At 63.3% G+C, this 20,557-nt stretch carries 19 protein-coding genes and 1 pseudogene; 5 read left to right on the top strand and 15 right to left on the bottom strand.

The features are described from left to right. Positions 1-572 (bottom strand): helix-turn-helix domain-containing protein (locus tag ADIAG_RS15150; protein WP_043475341.1); only part of this gene is annotated, 572 nt, incomplete at its 3' end. Between the two features lie 111 nt (positions 573-683). On the opposite strand from ADIAG_RS15150, the gene ADIAG_RS15145 reads away from it, so the two are divergent. Beyond that, on the top strand, positions 684-1,661 hold the full coding sequence (locus ADIAG_RS15145) for an NAD(P)/FAD-dependent oxidoreductase (RefSeq protein WP_007272293.1): 978 nt from the start codon (positions 684-686) through the stop codon (positions 1,659-1,661). Between the two features lie 254 nt (positions 1,662-1,915). On the opposite strand, the gene ADIAG_RS15140 is transcribed toward ADIAG_RS15145, so the two are convergent. The 10 genes from ADIAG_RS15140 to poxB form a co-directional block, all read right to left on the bottom strand. Beyond that, the gene (locus ADIAG_RS15140) at positions 1,916-3,094 is read right to left on the bottom strand and encodes a serine hydrolase domain-containing protein (RefSeq protein ID WP_007272292.1); all 1,179 of its coding nucleotides are present in this window, start codon (positions 3,092-3,094) and stop codon (positions 1,916-1,918) included. A gap of 8 nt (positions 3,095-3,102) precedes the next feature. Then, entirely contained in the window at positions 3,103-4,845 is a 1,743-nt protein-coding gene (locus ADIAG_RS15135; RefSeq protein ID WP_007272291.1) for a dipeptide ABC transporter ATP-binding protein, read from the bottom strand. Then, a complete protein-coding gene (locus tag ADIAG_RS15130) occupies positions 4,842-5,729 on the bottom strand; it encodes an ABC transporter permease (protein WP_007272290.1) in 888 nt (295 codons plus the stop codon). Before ADIAG_RS15130 ends, ADIAG_RS15135 begins: the two co-directional genes overlap by 4 nt. Further along, positions 5,726-6,685 (bottom strand): ABC transporter permease, encoded by a 960-nt coding sequence (locus tag ADIAG_RS15125; RefSeq protein WP_007272289.1) that lies wholly within the window; start codon positions 6,683-6,685, stop codon positions 5,726-5,728. The genes ADIAG_RS15130 and ADIAG_RS15125 overlap by 4 nt, the downstream gene beginning before the upstream one ends. Then, a complete protein-coding gene (locus tag ADIAG_RS15120; protein WP_316502598.1) occupies positions 6,682-8,283 on the bottom strand; it encodes an ABC transporter substrate-binding protein in 1,602 nt (533 codons plus the stop codon). The genes ADIAG_RS15125 and ADIAG_RS15120 overlap by 4 nt, the downstream gene beginning before the upstream one ends. A 34-nt stretch (positions 8,284-8,317) precedes the next feature. Continuing rightward, the gene (locus ADIAG_RS15115) at positions 8,318-8,758 is read right to left on the bottom strand and encodes a thioesterase family protein (protein WP_007272287.1); all 441 of its coding nucleotides are present in this window, start codon (positions 8,756-8,758) and stop codon (positions 8,318-8,320) included. Then, positions 8,755-9,726 (bottom strand): 3-hydroxyacyl-CoA dehydrogenase NAD-binding domain-containing protein, encoded by a 972-nt coding sequence (locus ADIAG_RS15110; protein WP_007272286.1) that lies wholly within the window; start codon positions 9,724-9,726, stop codon positions 8,755-8,757. Before ADIAG_RS15110 ends, ADIAG_RS15115 begins: the two co-directional genes overlap by 4 nt. Then, a complete protein-coding gene (locus tag ADIAG_RS15105) occupies positions 9,723-10,616 on the bottom strand; it encodes a BKACE family enzyme (RefSeq protein ID WP_007272285.1) in 894 nt (297 codons plus the stop codon). The genes ADIAG_RS15110 and ADIAG_RS15105 overlap by 4 nt, the downstream gene beginning before the upstream one ends. Further along, complete coding sequence (locus tag ADIAG_RS15100) at positions 10,613-11,491, bottom strand: TetR family transcriptional regulator C-terminal domain-containing protein (protein ID WP_007272284.1); 879 nt, start codon at positions 11,489-11,491, stop codon at positions 10,613-10,615. Before ADIAG_RS15100 ends, ADIAG_RS15105 begins: the two co-directional genes overlap by 4 nt. 200 nt (positions 11,492-11,691) lie before the next feature. Then, positions 11,692-13,416, bottom strand: a complete 1,725-nt coding sequence (poxB, locus tag ADIAG_RS15095; protein WP_007272283.1) for a ubiquinone-dependent pyruvate dehydrogenase — start codon at positions 13,414-13,416, stop codon at positions 11,692-11,694. A 197-nt stretch (positions 13,417-13,613) separates the two neighbouring features. Here poxB and ADIAG_RS15090 point away from each other — a divergent pair, with 197 nt between their 5' ends. Then, positions 13,614-14,444 (top strand): thioesterase family protein, encoded by an 831-nt coding sequence (locus ADIAG_RS15090; RefSeq protein WP_007272282.1) that lies wholly within the window; start codon positions 13,614-13,616, stop codon positions 14,442-14,444. 352 nt (positions 14,445-14,796) lie between these two features. On the opposite strand, the gene ADIAG_RS15085 is transcribed toward ADIAG_RS15090, so the two are convergent. Together ADIAG_RS15085 and ADIAG_RS15080 are read right to left on the bottom strand one after the other, a co-directional pair. After that, the gene (locus tag ADIAG_RS15085) at positions 14,797-15,405 is read right to left on the bottom strand and encodes a hypothetical protein (RefSeq protein ID WP_152426180.1); all 609 of its coding nucleotides are present in this window, start codon (positions 15,403-15,405) and stop codon (positions 14,797-14,799) included. Between the two features lie 38 nt (positions 15,406-15,443). Further along, complete coding sequence (locus tag ADIAG_RS15080; protein WP_007272280.1) at positions 15,444-16,076, bottom strand: uridine kinase family protein; 633 nt, start codon at positions 16,074-16,076, stop codon at positions 15,444-15,446. Positions 16,077-16,113: 37 nt separating this feature from the next. Here ADIAG_RS15080 and ADIAG_RS15075 point away from each other — a divergent pair, with 37 nt between their 5' ends. Continuing rightward, positions 16,114-16,851, top strand: a complete 738-nt coding sequence (locus tag ADIAG_RS15075; RefSeq protein ID WP_007272279.1) for a lipoate--protein ligase family protein — start codon at positions 16,114-16,116, stop codon at positions 16,849-16,851. 21 nt (positions 16,852-16,872) lie between these two features. Here ADIAG_RS15075 and ADIAG_RS15070 read toward each other — a convergent pair whose 3' ends face one another. Continuing rightward, complete coding sequence (locus ADIAG_RS15070; protein WP_051059962.1) at positions 16,873-17,172, bottom strand: hypothetical protein; 300 nt, start codon at positions 17,170-17,172, stop codon at positions 16,873-16,875. 114 nt (positions 17,173-17,286) lie between these two features. Further along, a complete protein-coding gene (locus tag ADIAG_RS15065; RefSeq protein ID WP_007272277.1) occupies positions 17,287-18,015 on the bottom strand; it encodes a GntR family transcriptional regulator in 729 nt (242 codons plus the stop codon). Between the two features lie 512 nt (positions 18,016-18,527). Between ADIAG_RS15065 and ADIAG_RS15060 the strand changes: the two are divergent. Next, a pseudogene (locus ADIAG_RS15060) lies at positions 18,528-19,301 on the top strand (3-hydroxybutyrate dehydrogenase). After that, the gene (locus ADIAG_RS15055; protein ID WP_007272274.1) at positions 19,301-20,470 is read left to right on the top strand and encodes a zinc-binding dehydrogenase; all 1,170 of its coding nucleotides are present in this window, start codon (positions 19,301-19,303) and stop codon (positions 20,468-20,470) included. Before ADIAG_RS15060 ends, ADIAG_RS15055 begins: the two are co-directional and overlap by 1 nt. The last annotated feature ends 87 nt before the right edge of the window (positions 20,471-20,557 follow it).

The raw sequence follows: 20,557 nt of genomic DNA, 5'->3' as shown, positions 1-20,557 counted from the left end.
CTGGCTCGGACATGCATGCGTTCGCCCTGTGGGCCGAAGAGGCTGAGGAACTCCACGCCCTGCGTGTCTGCCCTGCCAAACCAGTGCGGAGTGTGCGTATCGAACTCGGCTGCCTCGCCGGCGGGAAGTATCAGGTCGTGGTCCCCGAGGCGCAGCCGAAGGTTCCCCTTGAGCACGTAGAGCCATTCGTAGCCCTCGTGGGTCGCCAGCTCGGGATTGGCATTCGGCTTGCCTGCCGGAATCACGTGTTTGAATGCCTGCAGTCCTCCACCGGTGCCGCGGCTCAGCGGCAGGATAGTCATGCCATGTCCGGTAATTGGCTTGATGTGGATGCGTGGATCCCCGGTTGCCGGGGCGCCAACCAAATCGTCCAGCGGCACGCGGTGGGCGCGAGCCAGTGGCAGAAGTTGTTCCAAGGTGGGGCGGCGCTGGCCTGATTCGAGACGGGAGAGCGTGCTTAGCGATATCCCGGTTTGCTCGGAGAGCTCGTGCAGAGTCAAATTGCTGCTGGTGCGAAGGCTGCGCAGGCGAGGTCCCACCTGCGCGAGGGTGCTGTCCAATTCTTGTTCCATGGAACCAGTTTGCCATATCGGCAAAATAGATTGCCAAACTTTGGGTGCTGGGGAGATGCTTGTTGAACTCCCGGCGATCGCCGGTGGACCAAGATTTGAGGAGCACGAACCATGAACACAACACCAGATGCGTACGACGTGGCGATCATCGGCGGGGGAGCTGCGGGTTTGGCCGCGGCCCAGGCGCTGGGACGATCGCGCCGCAGCGTCGTCGTCATCGATGCGAACGAGCCACGCAACGCCCCGGCCGAGGGCGTGCACAACTTTCTGACGCGGGATGGAATTCCTCCGCGTGAGCTGCTGGCTCTCGGCCGGGCGGAGGCCGAGGGCTATGGTGTTCGTTTCCGCGACACCCGTGCCGTGGCAACCCGACGCGATGACGCAGGCTTCGGAATCGAGCTGGAAGAGGGGCGGCAGATCGTTTCCCGTCGCCTCATCCTCGCTTCCGGCATCATGGACAAGCTTCCTGAGGTCGCGGGGTTGGCTGCCTACTGGGGCAAGAATGCGCTGCACTGCCCCTACTGCCACGGCTGGGAGGTCAGGGACCGGGACATCGCCGTGCTCGACAGCCCCTTCGCCGTCCACCAGGCCCTGATGTTCAGGCAGTTGAGCGATCGGGTCACAGTGTTCACCGCGCCGGAGCGAGAGCTGGATCCGGTCGAACGAGAAAAGTTGGAAGCACGCGGCATCGGAATCATCCCGCAGGAAATCACGGCGGTGCGCGGTAATGACACGCACCTGACCCATGTGCTCTTCCGGGACGGCAGCGAACAGGCAGTCGATGCCCTGGTTGTCATGCCGCAATTCACGGCAGGGGTCTCGGCCCTAGCGGGTGTGGGACTTGAGACTACTGCCCACCCGTCTGGCATCGGCACCTATGTGGCCACCGATGAAACAGGGAAGACCGAGATCCCGGGTCTGTGGGCGGCAGGCAACACCCGGGATCCCATGGCGCAGGTAGTCATGGCGGCAGCCGACGGGCTGCGCGTGGGAGCCATGGTCAACGCCGAACTCATCGAAGTGGAGACGGAGGCGGCAGTGGCCGCCCTACGCGCAGGTGCCGTCGCAGGTGCCGGGCAGATGCGATAAGGGCAACTGGTGGCTGTCCTACATGATCGTTTCCTGTCCAGGCGGATCACGGTTTCGGGTGCTGTCGCCAACCGCTCGTATCGATCGAGGGCGGTTGGACGGACCATCCGGGGTGCCTGATGAATGTGATTCCGCAGTTCTTGCCCGCGGTTCAAGCACCTGACCTCAATGTCGGGCCAACGTGACCACTCGGTGGGAACGCGACCGGGACATGGCGCCCCGGTTGCGTCACACGACGCGGATTTCTGGGCGGATCAAACGGCTCGGGCCAAGGCTCCAAGCAGGTCCTTGGCTCGGCGGTCCTGGTCTTCCGCAAGCATTTCGTTGGTCAGGAACGAGAATCCAATGTTCTTGTCGGGCCAGGCTCCATGTAGCCCGCCTCCTGCCCCGGAATGCCCGAATGCCGGGGTCACCGGACCATAGGTTCCCAGAGGGTCTGCCAGCTCGTAGCCAAGCCCGAAGCGAAGCGGCCGGTCATTGACCGCGTCCACGCCTTCCGCCCAGGTAGCAGTCGAGCGCCGAAGCGCCACGGCGGAGACCACCGGCGATGACGGTACGGCAAGTTGCGAATACAAGGAGGCCATTGCGTCCGCGGTGCCGATTCCTCCGCCGGAGGCCATTTCTGCTCGTCTCATATCTACGGAATTGAAGGGGTCTCCCTTCCCGGTGAGGGAATTCCCATACATCCGGTCCACGATCTTCCGTCGTTCCGGGTCCTGCAGGAACGTGGAGATCGCGTAGTCCTTGGAGCGAAAAATGGTCGCGAGCCGCTCATCCAGCGTCTCGGGAAGACCCAGATGAAGCTCCAAGCCCAATGGCCCTGAAAGCATCTCGCGAACAAGCTCGCCCGCGCTTTTTCCCGTGATCCGAAAGAACAGCTCGGCCGCGAGATAGCCGAAGGTCAATGCGTGGTACGCAACCTTGGTGCCAGGTGCCCACAACGGAGCTTGGGCGGCCAGGATTGAGGCCACGGCCCGATTGTCATATCGGAGGTCCGAGCTGGGTTCCGGATCCACATAGACCAGGCCTACGCTGTGGCTCAGCACCTGGGCGACAGTGGCATCTTGTTTTCCTGCAGCAGCGAATTCCGGCCAGTAGGAGGCCACGGTGGCATCTGGGTCCAGGCTGCCGCGGTCGATCAGGATCGCGGCAATGGTGGCGACCAGCCCTTTGGTGCCAGAGAACAGGACTGCCATGGTTGATTCCGTCCAGCGATGCCCCGCGCCGGTGCCCGGTGCGGGAGCGTCTCCCATCCTGACGGTGTCTCCTCCGTAGAACCTGGCCAGAGGCTTGCCCCCGCGGTAGACGCAAAATGCCATGCCACCTTCGCCCGCTGCCAGATGACGGGCGAAGACCTCGGAGAGGGTGTCAAATCCGGCCGCGGACAGCCCGTCATTGTGGCTTGTGTGGGCTTTTTCAAGAGATGTGTTCATGTTCATCCTTAATCGAAGGCGGGGACGTTGGCCAGCAGTTCCTGCGTGTAGCTGTGCTGCGGGTTGTTCAGGACATCGTCGGTGGTGCCGAAGTCCACGATCTTGCCCTTCTGCAGTACCGCCAGACGCTGGGAAATGTGGCGGGCCAGGGCGATGTTGTGGGTGACGAAAAGCATCGACATGTTGTGATCGGTCTGCAGCGTGCGCAAGAGGTCCAGGATCGATGCCTGCACCGATACATCTAGGGCGCTGGTTATCTCGTCACAGACCAACAACGAAGGGGCGTTGACCAACGCGCGGGCAATTGCTGCACGCTGGCGTTCACCGCCGCTGAGGTCCCCGGGCCGGCGGTCCATGAAGCGTTCGCCGAGCCTTACCTGGTCCAGTGCTTCGAGCACCAGCATGCGGCGCCTGTGCTTGTCGTTTATTCCGGACATCTGCAGCGGGACGCCCACGGACTCCGCAATAGTTCGGCGCGGGTTCAGCGAGGAGAACGGAGACTGGAAGACATACTGGATCCGCCGCCGGTCCTCGGACGAACGCGACCTCGTGCCAGTGGCCAGTTGCTCGCCGAACAGCTCGATGGAGCCCGTGTAGGCGTCATTGAGTCCGGCCACGCATCGCGAGAGCGTGGTCTTGCCCGACCCCGACTCGCCCAGCAGCATCATCGACTCGCCCTCCCGGAGTTGGAAGTCGATCCCGTCCAGGACCTTGTGTTGCCCGTAGGAAAGGGAAAGGTCGCGCAATCGCAACAGCGGAGTGGTCTCCGCAGCAGTATCAGCGGGCGTTGTCCGGGGCATGGTGCCGGGCAGCAGTTTGGCGTCGTCGACCAGCGGTGTGGTGCTGGTGCTGTCCGGGATGCCGTGCGGGCCGGGGACGATCAACGGCTGTTCACCGGTGATTGCCTCCACCTGGCCCACCCGGCGTTTTCCGGCCAGATCGGGAACCGCGGCCAGCAGCCTGCGGGTATAGCTGTGCTGCGGAGCGAAAAGCACCTGGTCGGTGGCTCCATGCTCCACAATGTCTCCTTCGAGCATGACCGCGACCTCGTCGGCGATCTCGGCCACGACGGCCAGGTCGTGGGTGATGTAAAGCCCCGCTACCTGGTGCCTTGCGGCCAGTTCGTCAATTGTTCGCAGGACCACGGCCTGGGTGGTGACGTCCAGGCCGGTGGTCGGCTCGTCGAGCACGATCACGGAGGGGCGGCAGGCGAAGGCCATAGCGATGCCCACGCGCTGCTGTTGTCCGCCAGACAACTGGTGGGGATAGCGACGCTGGTAGGCGGGGTCATTGGCCAAGCCCACCTCGGCGAGCACCTCGGTCACCCGCAACCGGCGTTCGGCATCGGTGGCGCCGACGCGATGTACGCGCAGGGTTTCGGTAATCTGCTCACCAATGCGCATGGAGGGGTTCAGCGACAGTGCCGGGTCCTGCGGCACATAGGAGATGGTTTTGCCACGCAATCCCCGCAGCTGGGCAGCTGGCAACTCCAGGATGTTCCCCATTTCACCGTCGCCGAGATGCACCGTCCCGGTGCCCTTGGCCAATCCCTGTCGGAAGTGTCCCATGCATGCCAGGCCGGCTGTCGTTTTTCCGGAACCTGATTCGCCGACGAGCGCTAGGATGCGGCCCGGCTGCAGGGTGAAGCTGACTCCGTGCAGGATTTCCACCCCGGCATCGGTTTGCACCCGCACGTCGGTGGCACACAAAGCACTGGCTACACTGTCGTGGTCCATGGTGTTGGTGGTCATTTTTTGTTCCCCACATTCATGTCGGCCGAGGCACGCGCGAGCGAGTCGGTCAGGAGGTTGGTGCCCACGGTTAATACCGCGATGGCTGCAACCGGCAGAAGCACTCCCCAAGGCTGGACGACCAAGGCTATGCGGCTCTCGTTGATCATCAGGCCCCAGTCTGCTGTAGGCGGCTGCATGCCCAGACCAAGGAAGGACAGCGCCGCCACGAAGCCGATCGAATATGTCATGCGCAATCCGAGTTCGACCATCAACGGACCGGTGATGTTGGGCAGGACCTCGGTGAGCAGGATTTTCCACTTCGGCACCGCGTACATTTCACTGGCGCGGATGTAGTCCTCCGTGATCACCGCGGCGGTGGCGGAACGAGTGACTCGGGCAATGCGTGGGGCGTGGGTGATGCCGATGACCACAACCAGTACCCAGCCTTGCGGGCCGAGGACGGTGATGGCCAGCAGTGCAAACACCAGTTGCGGCAGTGCCAGGAGCACATCGTTGCCGCGCATGATCAGTGCATCAACGCGGCCGCCGGAATACGCGGCGGTCATGCCCACCGCGACACCGACAACCATGCCCAACGCAGTGGCGAGCGCGGCGTAAACGATCAGGCGAAGCCCTCCGTCGAGGAAGCGTGAGAATACATCCCTGCCGAGGTTGTCGGTTCCGAATATTCCGATGTCGGTGAAGGGGCGCCCGGTGAACTCGGTGCTGGTGTGGCCTGTGAGCCACGGCGTCAGCAGAGGTCCGGCCAGGGCCAGAAACATCACTACCAATGTCAGCACCATGCCGAGCTTGGCCTGTGGCTGACGCATCATTCGGGCGAGCAGCCGGGGCGGGCGGGCAACAACGGGGTCTTGGGCAACGACTTCTTCGACGGTGCTCATGAGGCTTTCTCCGTGCGTAGTTTCGGATTCGTGAGGATGCCCACCAGGTCGGCGAGCAGATTGACCACGATGTAGGCGGCCGCGATCAGGATGGAAATTGCCTGGACCACCTGCACATCACGGTTGTTCACTGCGTCAACGAGAGCCTGGCCGATGCCCGGGTACCTGAAGAGGAACTCGATGACGACCACGCCTCCGGCCATCCAAGCCAACTGGATGGCGATGACCTGGGCGACCGGGGCCAGGGCGTGCGGCACCGCATGCCGAAGCACCACTTGACGTTCGGGAACACCCTTGAGACGCGCCATTTCCACGAATCCGGAGTTCATGACTTCCAGCATCGTGCCGCGCATCATTCTCACGATGTAGGGGGTCACCACCAAGACGAGGGTGATGGTGGGCAAGACCAATTGCACAGGGTAGTTCCACACGGCTTCACCCGGAGGGGCCATGGTTACCGAGGGAAGGATCTTGAACACCGAGGTCGAGAACAACGCGACAAGCCCGATGCCGATCACGAACTCCGGCAGTGAAGCCAATACCAAGGTGGTGCCGGTGGCTGCGTGGTCGAAAGCGCGCCCGCGCTTCAGTGCGGAAAAGGTGCCCACGACGATGCCGACGGGGATGGAGATCAATGCAGCCAAGCCCATCAGGACCAAGGATGCCTGGATACGATCGGAAAGTAGGGCCGTGACGGGACCGCCGCTGGCGGCAGAATAACCAAGATTTCCAGTGAACAAGCCACCGATCCAGGTGAAGTAACGCACCCAGACCGGGTCGTTCAGGTTCATTTGTTCCCGTAAAGCCTCCAGCCGCTCGGGAGTGGCTTGCTGGCCAAGGATGGCCTGGGCCGGGTCGCCGGGAAGCAGAAGGGTGGCCACGAAAACCAGCAAGGAAACCACAAAGAGGATGACTAGGCTGACCAGCAGCCGTTTCGTAATCATTTTGGCGATCATTTGGAAACCCCGATCCACGCGCGGCGGAACTCGAAACCGGACAGGGCTAGGCCGGTCTTGTTCGGAATCAGGCCAGCGACGTATTTCTGGTAGGCGTCCGCCTGGTTGGGGTAGCCCCAGATAATATATCCGCCGCGCTCGAATTCGATCTCTTGGGCGCGGGAGATGAGCGCATTGCGTTTTGCCTCGTCGACCTCGGTGGCAGCCTCCTGGACCAATGCCAGGAATTCCGGGTCGTCCCAATGCGTCTCGTTGAAGGGGCTCGTGGGCAGCGAGCTGCTGTTGACCTGCGGCAGGAAGTTGCGTGTGTACCAAAAGTCCTGGGCGAAGGTCCACGATAGGTAGTCGTCGCCAAAAAACGTGGTGGTGTCCACCCTGCGTATCTTGACACGGATGCCTGCGGCTTTTGCCTGCTGGGCAAAGACCTGGGCCGCTTCCACGGCACCGGCCTGGATCGGGGCGGTCACCAATTCAATGTCCAGGCCGTCGGGGTAGCCAGCTTCGGCGAGGAGCGACTTGGACTTTTCGATATCTTGGGTGCGTTGGGGAAGATGCTTGGCATAGCCGGGATCGAAGGGCGCATAGAGGTCATTGGCCACGGATCCGTTGCCGCTCAAGACCTGTTCGATCATCTGTTCACGGTCCACCGCGAGGCGGAAGGCTTGGCGCACCCGAACATCGTCGAACGGAGCCTTGTCGATGCGCATGGTGAAGGGAAGCCACGCACCGGTTTCGGAGTTCAGGATGCTGATGCGGGGATCGGCGGCAATTACCTCCAGTAGCGCCAGCGGGATCTGGCCGATGGCATCGACCTGCGTGGAAAGCAGCGCGTTGAGCATGGCGTCGTCATCGGAGAAATTCAGGATGACCAGTTCATCAAGGTGGGGCTCGTGCTCCCGCCAGTACGCATCGTTGCGGACGAAGACTGACTGCCTGCCGGGATCGAAGCTGGAGGCCTTGAACGGGCCGGTGCCGACGGGATTGGCGACGTCGAAGTCTTCGGGGACGATGCCTAATGCGTATTGTCCCAGCGAGTCGTCAAACGTGGCAGTGGGGGTGTTAAGCCGGAATCTGACGGTCAGTTCGTCGACGACCTCGACCTTGTCGAGGACGGACAAGGCGGCCGCCCCGCTTTTGGGATCGTCGGGGTTGGTGACCCGGGCAAAGGTCGAAGCAACGTCCCGGGCGGTGACGGTTCGGCCGTCGTGGAACTTCACACCCGGACGCAAATCAACCGTCCACACCCGAGCCGTGGCATCCGGGGTGGCGGCCAGCGCGAGCAAGGGCTTGAGCTCGAAGTTCTCATCGCGGTAGAGCAGCGATTCGTAGAGGTTGACGACACGGGCAATGTCGGTGGTGCTGACCGGCGAGTGGGGGTCGAGGGAGTCGGCTGCGCCGCCTCCTGCCAGGCCCACCCGGAGCGTTCCGCCCCGGACCGGTTCCCCGGTGGGTGCCTGCAGTACCGCGATCTCGGAAGAACCGCAGGCGGTCAGCAGCAGTCCCAGTCCCAGGGCCATGCCGCCGCCCAGGACAGTGCGGCGGCATGGACCGGGCGTGGTGCCCGGTTTTCGTTCGAATAGTGGTGTTTCGGAGTTCAAGACGTACTCGATTCTCGTGAAAGGCGCGAAGGATTCATGCGGTGATGGATCGGCCGCTCCAATCGCGGGTGCTCTGCCCGTGTGCTTCAATGCGTCCAAGGACCGCTGCAGGGAAGGGGATTGTGCTCCCGCTGGCCTGGTCAACATGCAGGCCCAGGATTTCTTCGGTGGCGATGAGTTTCCCGGCTCGGTGCATTTCGTGGGCAAGATGCAGTTTCTTGGGCCTCGAGGCAACAATGACGGTGGTGATTTCCAGTTCCTCGCCAAGGGAGGCCTCGCGCAGGTAGCGCACGTGTGCCTCGACGGTGTAGAGCGACCAATTGCTGGAGGTGCGATAGTCCTCGTCCAGACCCAGAGCAGCCATCACCGCAGTGGTTGCATCGCCGAAGGCCAGTACGTAGAAGGCTTCGGACATGTGTCCGTTGTAATCGATCCACTCCGGCAGTACGGAGCATCGATAGGGAGGCAGGCTCATTCTTGCCGCGCCCCTGTCGGAGTCCGGATGCCGTCCACGACCTGGCGGACCGCGATGATCGCGGCATCGCGCTGGGCGATCAAGTCGGTGAATGAACGTCCGTTGGCTTCAATGTCGCACCCGTCGATGACGTCCTGGCGCAACTTGGTGGTCAGCTCAGGAGCATCCAGCCGCGTCCAGGGGGACTTGAGCGAGGGCCCGAAGTGGTCGAGCATGTGCGCCATTCCACCTTCGCCACCGGCCAGGTGGAAGGTAAGCATGGGCCCCTGCAGCGGCCAGCGCAGGCCGGGACCATCGGTGATGGCCGTATCGATCTGTTCCACGGTTGCTTCGCCGTTGTCCACCATGTGCAGGGCCTCGCGCCAGAGGGCTTCCTGCAGCCGGTTGGCGATGAACCCCGGGACCTCGCGGTCCATGGTGATCACCGACTTGCCGATGTATTCGTACCAACCGGATGCCCAGGACGTGGCCTGCGGGTCCGTTTGTTCGCCCCCCACCACTTCGACCAGCGGGATCAGGTACGGGGGATTGAATGGGTGGCCCACCACCAGGCGGGAAGGATCGGCGGCGGCCTGCGCCATTTCGGTCATGCCGTACCCGGAGGTGGAGGAACCAACGACGACATTGGAGGCGACGGCCGCGGCGACCCGGGCGAGCAGTTCCTGCTTCAACGTCAAGTCTTCCGGGGCGCTCTCCTGGACAAACCCGACTCCGGCAACAGCCTCGTCCAGGTCGGTGTGGACGGTGAAGTTGTCCTTGGAGGCATTTTTTGCAAGGCCGAGCGTGGTCAGGGCGGGCCAAGCGGCGTCAATGAGCCTGCGCAATTTCACTTCGGCGTCGGGGGCCGGGTCCCACACGCGCACCGCCAGGCCGCGGGACAGGAAGTAGGCAGCCCAGCCGCCGCCGATGGTTCCGGCGCCGATGCAGGCAACGGTGGAAATGTCTTCGAATTCGGGATAGTTGCTCATGCCGAGGCCACCTTGTCGAGCTTGAGGATTTCGCGGGCTTCGTCGGGAGTGGCCACCGTGTGGCCCATTGACTCAACGATCGAGATCGCGCGTTCGGTCAGCTGCGCGTTGGTTGCCTTGACCCCCTTGGACAGGTACAGGTTGTCTTCCAGGCCCACGCGCACGTGACCGCCCAACCTCACCGAATGCTCAACCCAGGGAAGCTGGTTACGGCCAATGCCAAACGAGGTCCACTCTGCACCTTGGGGCAGCATGTTCACCATGACCTTGAGCAGGCCCGGATCGGCCGGCGCGCCGTAGGGGATGCCCATGCAGAGTTGGTAGAGCGGCGGGGGAGCGATGAGCCCTTCCTCCACCATGACGTTGGCAAACCACAGGTTTCCGGTGTCGAAGATTTCCATTTCGGGTTTTACGCCGAGTTCCCGGATTCGTGCCGCGCCTTCGCGCAGCATGTCAGGGGTGCTGATGTACAGCTGTGAACCTTCGCCGAAGTTCAATGAGCCGCAGTCGATGGTGCAGATCTCGGGACGCAGTTCCTCCACATGTGCCAACCGCTCCAATCCGGAGACCAGATCGGTGCCCGGCAGGTGGACCGTGGGGTTGGATGGATCGATAAAGAGGTCTCCACCCATGCCCGCAGTCAGGTTGATGACCGGGTCGACGTCCGATTCCTTCACCTGGCGGACCACTTCGCGGTACAGGGCCACGTCTCGTGAACCCTGGCCGGTGGCGATGTCGCGAACGTGGATGTGCACCACGGATGCCCCCGCGCGGGCGGCGGCGATTGCGTCGGCCGCGATCTGAGCGGGGGAGACCGGAACGTGTTCGCTCCTGGACGTGGTGTCGCCGGCCCCGGTGAGGGCACACGTGACGATGACTTTTCGGCTCATGCTGTTGCTCCTTGCTGTTGGATGATGACGCGGTCGATGAAACCGCAAATGTTTGCGAACATTTGACTCGGAGTCAGGTTTCCGGTGAGGACCTGGATGCCCATCCCGTCGAACATCGCTGTCAGTTCGGCGGTCAGTGTTCCGGGATCGACGTTGACGAAATGTCCCGTGGCCTGGCCGGCCGCAATGATGTCGCGGACGGTCAAGGTCCAACGTCTGTAGCCGGGGGAATGCGTGTCAAGACCTGCCTCGTTGACGGCAAGTTTGGTCCAGGTCTGTAGCCAGATGGACCATTCGGCACGTCCTTCGGGCCCGGTTGGAAGTTGCAGTTCAATGAGGTGCTTGAGCTGGGCCGCCGGATCGGCGTTCGGTTTCAGCTCGGCCACTTGCCGGTCATAGGCGAGCTTCACCGAATAGTGCAAGGTCTCGGCGAACAGTGCCTGCTTGGTGTGGAAGTAGTAGTGGACCGTGGGCGTGCTGACGCCGACGTCCTTGGCGATGTCGGAGATTCTCACCGCGGAGTAACCTTGGTCGGAAAACAGCCACCAGGCGCGTTCGATGATGCTTCGGCGACGCTGGGCGTGCCGCTCGTCTTCGCGGTGTCGCGTGGGAAGTGTGCCCCGGGGAGGCTCGGCGGAAAGCGCAGGCGCCGAGTCCGAGCCGGTGATCAGCCAGTTGGCGGTCACTCCCGTGACCGTTGCCAGCAACACGATTTCCTCGCTGGTGAATTTTCTGGTGCCGGTCAGGGACTTGGACAGCTTGGACGCTTCGAATCCCGTCCGGAGTGCGATTTCTCGTTGTGCCAACCCGGTGTTCCGGATGGCTTCACGGGTGCGCCCGGCGATGTCCGACGGGGCGCTTTCAGGTGTTGGCATTGAGCAAGACTAGGTCAAGTATTGCGATTTACGCAATGTCCTTGACTGACAGTCAGTGAATTGATGCGATTTTGTTGTTCATTCGTTATGCGGCCCACATGATGCCGGGCGACGTATTGCGGTAGGCACCCGTCGCCGAATCCGGCAAACCGCGGGCTGCGATGCCGGGCCCCGGCCTTCGCCGACCCCGGCACATCGCGCTAAAAGAGCTGGCGCCAGTTGGTGGCGGCCAAATCCAGCAGCTCGTCGCCCTTCCCGGACATCACCGTGCGGATGGCATAGAGCGCGAAGCCCTTGGCCTGTTCCGCGGTGATGGCCGGAGGCATGGATAGTTCCTGCCGGTCCGTGACCACGTCGATGAGCGCCGGCCCGTCGTGGGCCAGGGCCGCGGCCAGGGCCTTGGGTAGGTCCTTGGAGTTCTCCACCCGGAACCCTCGGATACCCAGAGCCGTGGCGACGTCGGCGAAGTTTGGGTTGTCGAGGTCGGTGGCGAAGGTGACGAACCCTGCGGCCTTCATCTCCAGCTCCACGAAGTTCAACGAGGAGTTGTTGAACACCACCATCTTGACCGGCAGCTTGGACTGGACAAGGGTGAGCAAATCGCCCATCAGCATGGCCAGCCCGCCGTCGCCCGAGAGCGTGACGACCTGCCTCTGTGGATGGGAAGCCTGGACACCGATGGCCTGCGGGATCGAGTTGGCCATGGAGCCGTGGCTGAAGGAGCCCAGCAGCCGGCGCTTGCCATTCATCTTCAGGTAGCGGGAGGCCCAGACCACCGGGGAGCCCACATCGGGCAGGAACACCGCATCGTCGTCGGCCAGCTCGTCTAGGAGGCGGGCCAGGTATTGCGGGTGGATCTTGGCGCCCTTGCGCGCCGGGGTGGCCAGGTCGTCGAGTTTCTCGCGGGTTTTGCGGTAATGCTTCTGCGCATCACGCAGGTGCGAGGTGTCCTTTTTCTGCGTCAGCAGCGGTGCCAAGACCTCCAAGGTGTCGGCGACGGTCCCGACCAGGCCCGCGTCGATTTTGGTGCGTCGTCCCAGCTGTTCCCCGCGTACATCGACCTGGATGATGGTTGCATGCTGCGGGTAGAACTGCTGGTAGGGGAAGTCGGTGCCCAGCAGCAGGATCGTGTCGGCCGCGTCCATGGCCCGGTAGCCGGAGGCGAACCCGAGCAGCCCGGTCATCCCGACGTCGTAGGGGTTCTCGTATTCGATGTGTTCCTTGCCGCGCATTGCGTGCACGACCGGGGCGCCGAGCAGCCCAGCGGTCTGCAGGACCTGCTGGTGGGCACCTGCGACTCCGGCGCCGGCCAGGATTGTGACCTTCTTGGCCGCATTGAGCAGATCGGCGGCACGAGCCAGGTCTTCGGCATGGGGTAGGACAGCGGAGCGGCTGGGGGTGATCACCGAGACGTGGGTTCCGGCTGCCTCGGCCAGTGCGACGTCACCGGGCATCACCAGCACCGCTACTCCGCGGCGCTCGATCGCGGTGCGCATCGCGATTTCCAGCAGGCGCGGCATCTGATCGGGGGTGGAAACCACCTCGCAGAACACCGAGGCCTCGCGAAAGAGCTCGGCGGGATGGGTTTCCTGGAAGTAGTTGCTGCCGATCTCCGAGCTGGGGATGTGCGCCGCGATCGCCAGCATCGGGACCCGGTTGCGGTTGGCGTCGTAGAGACCATTGATCAAGTGGAGGTTTCCCGGCCCACAGCTTCCGGCGCAAACCGTGATGTTTCCGGTCATTTCGGCTTCGGCCCCGGCAGCGAATGCTGCGGTTTCTTCGTGCCGCACACCCAACCAGTCGATGCCGCCGTCCTTGCGCATGGCATCGGTGAGGCCGTTGAGCGAATCTCCGGCAACTCCGTAGATGCGTTTGACTCCGTTGGCCTTGAGTGTGGAGACCATGGTTTCCGCGACGGTGGGCATGTGTATCTCATTCCTGCAGGTGAACGGGCGAACACTGCCCACACTACGCCGTTGACCAGTGCCAATCTAGGTACGGACATCTGGCGGCGAGGTGAACGCCCGAGCCCGCGATTGTGGCGTCGGTCGCATTGGTGGTTAAGCTGGGTGGCAGATACAGCAGGTGGCCGCAGGGCCACGGAACAAAGGGATTTAGCACCATGACGCAGACTGCGGCCGAAAAGAATCTTCCCGAACTCGCAGCGGGCGATTTCTACTACCAGCAAACCGGGGAAGGGCGCTACCGCTCCACGGTGCACGCACAGGGTGCCTGGAACCCGCACGAACAGCACATGGCGCCCGCCACCGGGATCCTGGTCCATGAGATGGAATTGTTCGCCCCGCGCAGCGATATGCGCATGGCTCGGGTCAGCTTGGACATCTACGGGATTATCCATGGCGGGGAATTCCAGATCAAGACGCGACTGCTCCGCCCGGGTCGCACCATCGAACTGATCGAGGCCGAGATGGTTTCCCAGGGTCGTACGTGCATTGTGGCCCGTGGCTGGAGGCTCGCGACGCTGGATAGCTCAGTGGTGGCTGCCAGTGAGGACGCCGCGGTGGTGGACCCCGGGGAACTGGAACCGTTCGTCGGCATGACGCAGTGGCCCGGCGGGTACATCGAGGGCCTGGAATTCCGTGGCGCGGCCGGACACCGACCGGGCAAGGGTGTGGTCTGGATGCGCAACAAATTCGAGATGGTCGATGGCGTCGCGACCTCAGACATGGTGCGTTTGCTGGGCATGATCGATACCGCCAACGGCGTCGCGCCACGCGTGGAACCCGGCCCGGCTTCCTGGATGTTCCCGAACGTGGACCTGCAAATCCATATGTACCGCGCGCCTGCCGGGGAATGGTTGGGCCTCGAAGCGCAACAGACCTACGGCGTCGATGGGATCGGGCTGACCAGTGCGGTGCTGCACGACGTGCATGGCCCGTTTGGACGCAGCGAGCAGATCCTCACGGTGCGCCCGTCCCCGGTGTCGGCCTAGCAAACCGTGCCGGCGACGCCGGCACGGCACTGACTCCTAACAACAGCAGCTATGCCAGGGACAAACTTCGTTTCAAGCCCGGTTCTGCCGATTCCGATGTTACGCGCTCAACCTCCTGCATGGGGCCTTGGCCAATGCTTCCTGAGTGTCCGAGTTTGTGGCTTTGCAGCCCCGGAATAATGCCGTCCAAATGCTCATGAGAGTGCAGCGGCGCCCGGGGAACGGCCACATCCGTGGACCGGGGGACCCTCGGGTCCACGCATCGAACCTGGTGCCGGTGCTGGCTACACCGCGCGGATAACGGCAACACCCACACCGGCCCGTGCTGGGCGGCTTCCGTGCCGGCCCGGTCTCAGATGTCGACGTGGTGCGGATCCAAGCCGTCGATGACCTGCGCTTGGGTTTTTTCGGCGCGACGGAATGCAGCTTCCAAGCCCGCGACCGCCTGCCGGTACCCGGTTCCCATGGTGCGTGCGGCCTCCGCGGCGGCAAGTGCACGAGCGAGTTCCGCTGTTGCCGGGGCATTTACGTCGTTCATGTTCGGATGAGCAATGGCCGCCGCGGGATCCAGTTCGTAGCGGCTCCAGGCCGTGAGCACCGAGGCGTGACGAATGGCCAGGGCCGAATGCTCGGAGGAGATCAGCGATGCTTGCTCTCCGGCCTGCCTCCGCTGCAGGGCGTTGGAAGAGAATCTGTTGGTGGCCAGGATGGTGGCCGCCACCATGGCCAGAGTTGCCAGACCGAACCACCTGTTGATGAGACCGACGCCCAAGAACAACGGAAACACCAAGGAGACGCCGGCGAAGACGTACCAAAACGCGGCGTCGGGATCTTGCTGGGTCGTGGGCCGGGTCTTGACGAGCCAGACCGTGGATGCGGCAGCGAGGACCGCTAACGCTCCGAGTATCGGGGCGAGCATCACATCACCTCCCAGTCCGGGGCCCGGCTCCGTGGATGCCAAGCGTCCTACTTACATTTGAACCCGGAGGGGCATGTACGTCAAGGGCTGTGGGGCAATTCTCCCCGTGCTACAGCCGCCAGGAGCTTCTTCACGGATTTCTTCTTCATCGGGGTGAACCCGGCGTCCAGATGCCTGCCACGGATTTGGCGGTCGGCGCGAAAGAGCGCGTAACCGCGCTTGAGCAGGAACAAAATGGGTTTGCGACGTTCCTTGACGTCGCGTACGAAACGCCTGACGGCGGTGGTAACCGCGGATACCTCGATGTAATAGGCCTGCACCGGCACGCCCAGACGCCGAAGTGGGGACAAAAGCTCACTGACGAAGATCCCCTCAGCGAGCAATGGTCCGCCATTGAGCTCAATTCGGTGCGTACCGTCGTAGCTGGAAGTGCTGATCGAGTAGTTGGGGACCTGGGTCTGTCCGGGCTCCAGCAGCTCGATCAGGGCATCAACGGCCTTGTTGCAATTCCAGGTGCCTGGATGGTCCCAGTCGATTTCCCCGTAGCCGGTCTGCGGCAACGGGGAATCGGCAGTGTGCTCGGAGATTTCCCGGTAGAAGTTGTCCAGCTCCAAATGAGGTCGGCCGAAGCGGTTGGCGAGGTAGGACTTCCCAGATCCGGAGGCCCCGCCCAGCAAAATCAATGGTGTTTGTTGTTTCGGCACGACACCCATTATTCACCGACACGCATCCGGACCTACAATCGTCCCCATGAGCCTTTGGAATCCCGATGCCGACCACCCCCTGCAAATCCGCATCGAGGACCCCACCGGAGACGCCGAGGCGGATCTACTGGGCGGGATCAAACTGCTCGAGTCGGTCCGCGATGGGCACTCGCCCGCGACCCTGCGGCTTTATCGCCCGGAACCCACGGTGGCGTTCGGGCAGCGCGATGTGCGGCTGGAGGGCTACGGGCAGGCCGTGGCACACTCCCTGGAACACGGGTTTGCCCCGGTGGTGCGCAAGGCCGGCGGGCGTGCGGCGGCCTACCACCGCGGAACGGTGATCGTTGACCATGTCGAACCCGCCACCGAGGCCATGCTGGGCCACCAGCTGCGCTTCAAGGTATTGGGCACGTTATATGCCGATGCCCTGCGCACTGCGGGCATCGATGCCCGGGTGGGGAAGATCCCCGGGGAATACTGCGTCGGGGAATACAGCGTCCACGGTGTTCGCCCCGGGGAGCCGGCGCCCGGGGGTGCCATCAAGCTGGTGGGCACCGCGCAGCGCGTGGTCGCGGGGGCCTGGTTGTTTTCCAGCGTGTTTGTCATCGAGGACTCGGCACCCATTCGGGCGGTGCTCGACGATGTCTACCGGGCCATGGAAATCCCCATGGACCCGTCCACCGTCGGTGCGGTCGATGACCTGCTGCCCGGCTACGACACCGAGACCTTCATCGCGGACCTGCTGGCCGAATACGGCAGGCATGCGCAGCTGCTCGTCTCCTGATCCCGTGGGAGCTCCGGCCAATCAGCTCCGGCGCCGTGCCACGGCAAGACCTGCCCAGAATGCTGTAGCGCATGCGGCACAGGCGATGAAGGTCCACCCGAGGATCTGGGCCGTGGTCAGGAAGTGCATGCCCGGGGCAAAGACCTCGTCGCTCAACGGAGCGTAGGCGAACCAGCCAAACGAAGACGCGGCGCTGGGTCCGACGATAAGGGTGACCACGCCGGCGACAAGTAGCAATCCCGCCAGAACCGCAGTGATCATCGGTAGCCTGCGCCGCGGGGTGTTCGAAGGCGGCGGGGATGCTGCGACTGGTTCGTTCATGGGTCCCAGTGTGCCATCGATACCAGTTCATCGCCGCGAGGCAGGAGGGTGTCGCCCGGTGGCAGCGCAACAGGATCTGAGCACTGCATTCTCGGGGGCCAGCGGTGCTGCTGCTCAGTAGCCGGCAGTCAGCTCGTTCCACAGCTCCTCGGGGTCCAGCTCCAGTCCCTGGCCCGCAACGGCCTGAGCCACCAACAGGCGCCCCGTCATCGTCAGATGTGCATGCATGGCGGTGGCGGCCCGCGCACCGTCCCCGGCCGTGATGGCCTCAATCACGGGGGAGTGCTCGGTGAGGATGTCATCCAGCGTGCGCTCCTGGCCGACGGTGAAGACGCCAAGCAACTTGGTGGCCAGGCGCAGGCGGTTCACGATCTTTCGCCCACGATGCGAGCCCGCGGCAGCCAGGACCAGATCGTGTAGTTGCTGGTCGAAGTCGAAGAATTCATCCGAGGCGCCCGTGGCTGCCAAGCTCCGCATCCGGTCCTGAAGCACATCGAACTCCACGGCCAGTTCGGGGGTGCAGGTCGCGGCGGCGCGCTGCGCTGCCGGGACCTCAATGGCCAGACGCAGTGAGAAGATCTCCGCAACATCCCACGGGCTGGTGGGCACGATCCTGAAGCCGCGGTTGCGGGAGAACTCGATCAGGCCCGCTTCCTCAAGACGCAGCAATCCTTCGCGGACCGGCGAGCGCGAAATGCCCATGGTCTCGGCAAGTTGGTAGATGCTGTAGAGCCGTCCGGTTTGCATCTCCCCGGTCGACACGGAGTGGCGCACGTAGTTCATGACCTGGTCGGCCAGGGACTGCCCGCGTTGGGGCAACGTGCGGGAATCAGGACTAGTCATGGCCTGAGTCTCTCATTGTTCGCAGCTAAATGGAGGGGGGTAAACCCATCGGACGGTTTTTCGGCGCAAGCAGCTGCTGGAACAATTTACTACGAAGCCAACGGCGCGAAGGCGCGTACTGCGTGGCGGTTAGCCTCGTGTGTTTCGGGCCGTTATGTGGGTGCATGTCCACGGACGATCGATGGGCGATCGAGATGGAACCTCCAGGATGTTGGGCTCCGCAGGTATAGGAAGCCGGATACGAAACAGGTTACGGCTCGCTTCACGGCAACTGGAAGCCGTGGTTCCGGATACGCGGAAGCCCGGAGGGTATCGGCCCCACACCGCAAAGGCCCATGTGCGCCGGGCCAGCGGCCATGCAGGCGCGCACATGGGCTGTGCACACCTGTACCTTGTGCGGACGAGCCCGTCGCTGTAATACTCTGCTCAAGGCAGAGCCCGGCATCAAAAACCGACGCCACCTGCAGGGATTTGAGTTTTGAGTGACTCCGGAGGTATTTTCCATGGCCGAGATGCCAGCGCCCGCCACCTACCCGCCAGTGATCACCGGGCTGGCCGGCAAACGAGTTCTGGTCACCGGCGGGGCCGGTGGACTAGGCAGGGCCATGGCCCACACTCTTGCCGCCCAAGGTGCACACGTCGTCATAGCGGACCGTGACGGCGCGGCAGCTGATGCCTTGGCTAGGGAGATCAACGGTGAAGCGTGGGAGGTGGATTTGCTAGACACTGCAGCCTTGGAGTCACTGCATCTGGAAGTGGATGTGTTGGTCAATAACGCGGGGGTCCAAACCATCGCCCCGATCCAGGACTTCGAGCCACAGGCCTTTCGGCGGATCCTTACGCTGATGCTGGAAGTCCCCTTCCTGCTTACCCGTGCCGCGCTGCCGCACATGTACGAGCAGGGATACGGGCGGGTCATCAGTATCTGCTCGATCCATGGTCTGCGCGCCTCCGAATTCAAGTCCGCCTACGTGGCGGCCAAACATGGGTTGGAGGGGCTTTCAAAGGTCACGGCCCGCGAGGGCGGGCGGCACGGGGTGACGAGCAACTGCGTCAACCCGGGCTAGGTGCGCACTGCCATGGTCGAAGGCCAGCTCAAGGACCAGGCAGCAACCCGCGGCATCGACGAGGACACCGTGCTCGAAACGGTCCTGCTCACCAAAAATGCGATCAAACGGCTGGTCGAACCGCACGAGGTGGCTTCGTTGGTCACGTTCCTGGCCTCGGAGCAAGCAGCAATGGTCACCGGGGCCTCCTATGTGCTCGACGGCGGATGGAGCATCTGATGCGTGCCGCGATCCTTCGTCATTTACCCACGGATGGGACGGTCTCCTATGGCACGGGCCGTCCACTGTCCATCGAGGAACTTGCCGCTCCACAGCCCCGGGCCGGTGAAGTCGGAGTGGAGATCATCTTGTCCTCGCTGTGCCATTCGGACCTCTCGATGGTCAACGGGGCACGGCTACGACCACTGCCCATGGCCCTGGGGCATGAGGCGGTGGGACGCATCACGCAGCTCGGAGACGGTGTACAGCATTTGACGATCGGGACGAAGGTGGTGTTGGTCTTTGTTCCCAGCTGCGGATCATGCCGCGCCTGTGCTGCGGGGCGGCCTGCCCTGTGCCATAGGGCAGCTGTCAGCAATAACGACGGTGAGCTCCTGCATGGCCCGGCCCTCCTGCGTGGACCCGGCGGGGAACGGGTCAACCATCATCTGGGCGTTTCCGCCTTTGCGGACTTTTCGGTGGTTGCGGCAGAATCCGTGGTGCCCATCGACGAGGACGTGCCAGACGAAGTCGCGGCCATGTTCGGCTGCGCGGTACTCACCGGTATCGGCGCGATCCGCCACACGGCGATGCTTGGGGCAGGTCAATCGGTGATCGTCTACGGGCTGGGTGCCGTGGGACTGGCAGCGATCATGGGTGCGGTCCGCCAAGGAGCCGACAGCATCATCGCCATCGACCCGAACACGAACAAACACGCCCTAGCGCTTGCCTGCGGAGCCACCGCTGTCGGCACCCCCGCACAAGCGCAGGAGCTGGTCGATCGGGCCACCGGCGACGGGGTCGATATAGTGATCGAGGCCTCCGGATTCGCTGCCGTGATCGGACAGGCATTGGATGTGCTGACCCGTGGCGGTGCCGTGGTCTGCGTGGGGCTGCCGCACCCCGAGGCGCAGCTGACAGTGCAGGCACTCGCCTTTGCCGGGACGGGCAAACGTCTGCTCGGCTCCTATATGGGGGATGCCAAGCCCGCGGCGGACATTGCCTTCTTCGTCCAGGCCTGGCGCGAGGGCAGACTGCCGGTGCAGCTGCTGTACACCGACACCAGGCCGCTTGCTGAAATCAACGAGGTGTTGGATGCGTTGGCGGAAGGCACGGTCATCCGTCGGCTGCTGGCGCCGATTTCCCATGCGCGCTCCACTGCCGGTCGCCCGTCGCCCGAAGTGATCTGAATCGTCAGCAAGGGATTCCTTGACTCGGATGGCACCTTTCTACTTTCGGCGCCAGAAGTTGTCCCATCGGTGTTTGGTCGATGACCG

The sequence above is a fragment of the Paeniglutamicibacter gangotriensis Lz1y genome (assembly GCF_000348945.1).
Taxonomy (GTDB): domain Bacteria; phylum Actinomycetota; class Actinomycetes; order Actinomycetales; family Micrococcaceae; genus Paeniglutamicibacter; species Paeniglutamicibacter gangotriensis.
This window is presented reverse-complemented; position numbering and strand designations above follow the sequence as displayed.

What these genes read in the sequence shown, in the direction of transcription:
- ADIAG_RS15135 (WP_007272291.1), bottom strand. Translation starts at nt 4,845, where the DNA reads ATGACCACCAACACCATGGACCACGACAGTGTAGCCAGTGCTTTGTGT.
- ADIAG_RS15080 (WP_007272280.1), bottom strand. Translation starts at nt 16,076, where the DNA reads ATGGGTGTCGTGCCGAAACAACAAACACCATTGATTTTGCTGGGCGGG.
- ADIAG_RS15140 (WP_007272292.1), bottom strand. Translation starts at nt 3,094, where the DNA reads ATGAACACATCTCTTGAAAAAGCCCACACAAGCCACAATGACGGGCTG.
- ADIAG_RS15125 (WP_007272289.1), bottom strand. Translation starts at nt 6,685, where the DNA reads ATGATCGCCAAAATGATTACGAAACGGCTGCTGGTCAGCCTAGTCATC.
- ADIAG_RS15075 (WP_007272279.1), top strand. Translation starts at nt 16,114, where the DNA reads ATGAGCCTTTGGAATCCCGATGCCGACCACCCCCTGCAAATCCGCATC.
- ADIAG_RS15090 (WP_007272282.1), top strand. Translation starts at nt 13,614, where the DNA reads ATGACGCAGACTGCGGCCGAAAAGAATCTTCCCGAACTCGCAGCGGGC.
- ADIAG_RS15070 (WP_051059962.1), bottom strand. Translation starts at nt 17,172, where the DNA reads ATGAACGAACCAGTCGCAGCATCCCCGCCGCCTTCGAACACCCCGCGG.
- ADIAG_RS15130 (WP_007272290.1), bottom strand. Translation starts at nt 5,729, where the DNA reads ATGAGCACCGTCGAAGAAGTCGTTGCCCAAGACCCCGTTGTTGCCCGC.
- ADIAG_RS15115 (WP_007272287.1), bottom strand. Translation starts at nt 8,758, where the DNA reads ATGAGCCTGCCTCCCTATCGATGCTCCGTACTGCCGGAGTGGATCGAT.
- poxB (WP_007272283.1), bottom strand. Translation starts at nt 13,416, where the DNA reads ATGCCCACCGTCGCGGAAACCATGGTCTCCACACTCAAGGCCAACGGA.
- ADIAG_RS15110 (WP_007272286.1), bottom strand. Translation starts at nt 9,726, where the DNA reads ATGAGCAACTATCCCGAATTCGAAGACATTTCCACCGTTGCCTGCATC.
- ADIAG_RS15065 (WP_007272277.1), bottom strand. Translation starts at nt 18,015, where the DNA reads ATGACTAGTCCTGATTCCCGCACGTTGCCCCAACGCGGGCAGTCCCTG.
- ADIAG_RS15105 (WP_007272285.1), bottom strand. Translation starts at nt 10,616, where the DNA reads ATGAGCCGAAAAGTCATCGTCACGTGTGCCCTCACCGGGGCCGGCGAC.
- ADIAG_RS15145 (WP_007272293.1), top strand. Translation starts at nt 684, where the DNA reads ATGAACACAACACCAGATGCGTACGACGTGGCGATCATCGGCGGGGGA.
- ADIAG_RS15100 (WP_007272284.1), bottom strand. Translation starts at nt 11,491, where the DNA reads ATGCCAACACCTGAAAGCGCCCCGTCGGACATCGCCGGGCGCACCCGT.
- ADIAG_RS15055 (WP_007272274.1), top strand. Translation starts at nt 19,301, where the DNA reads ATGCGTGCCGCGATCCTTCGTCATTTACCCACGGATGGGACGGTCTCC.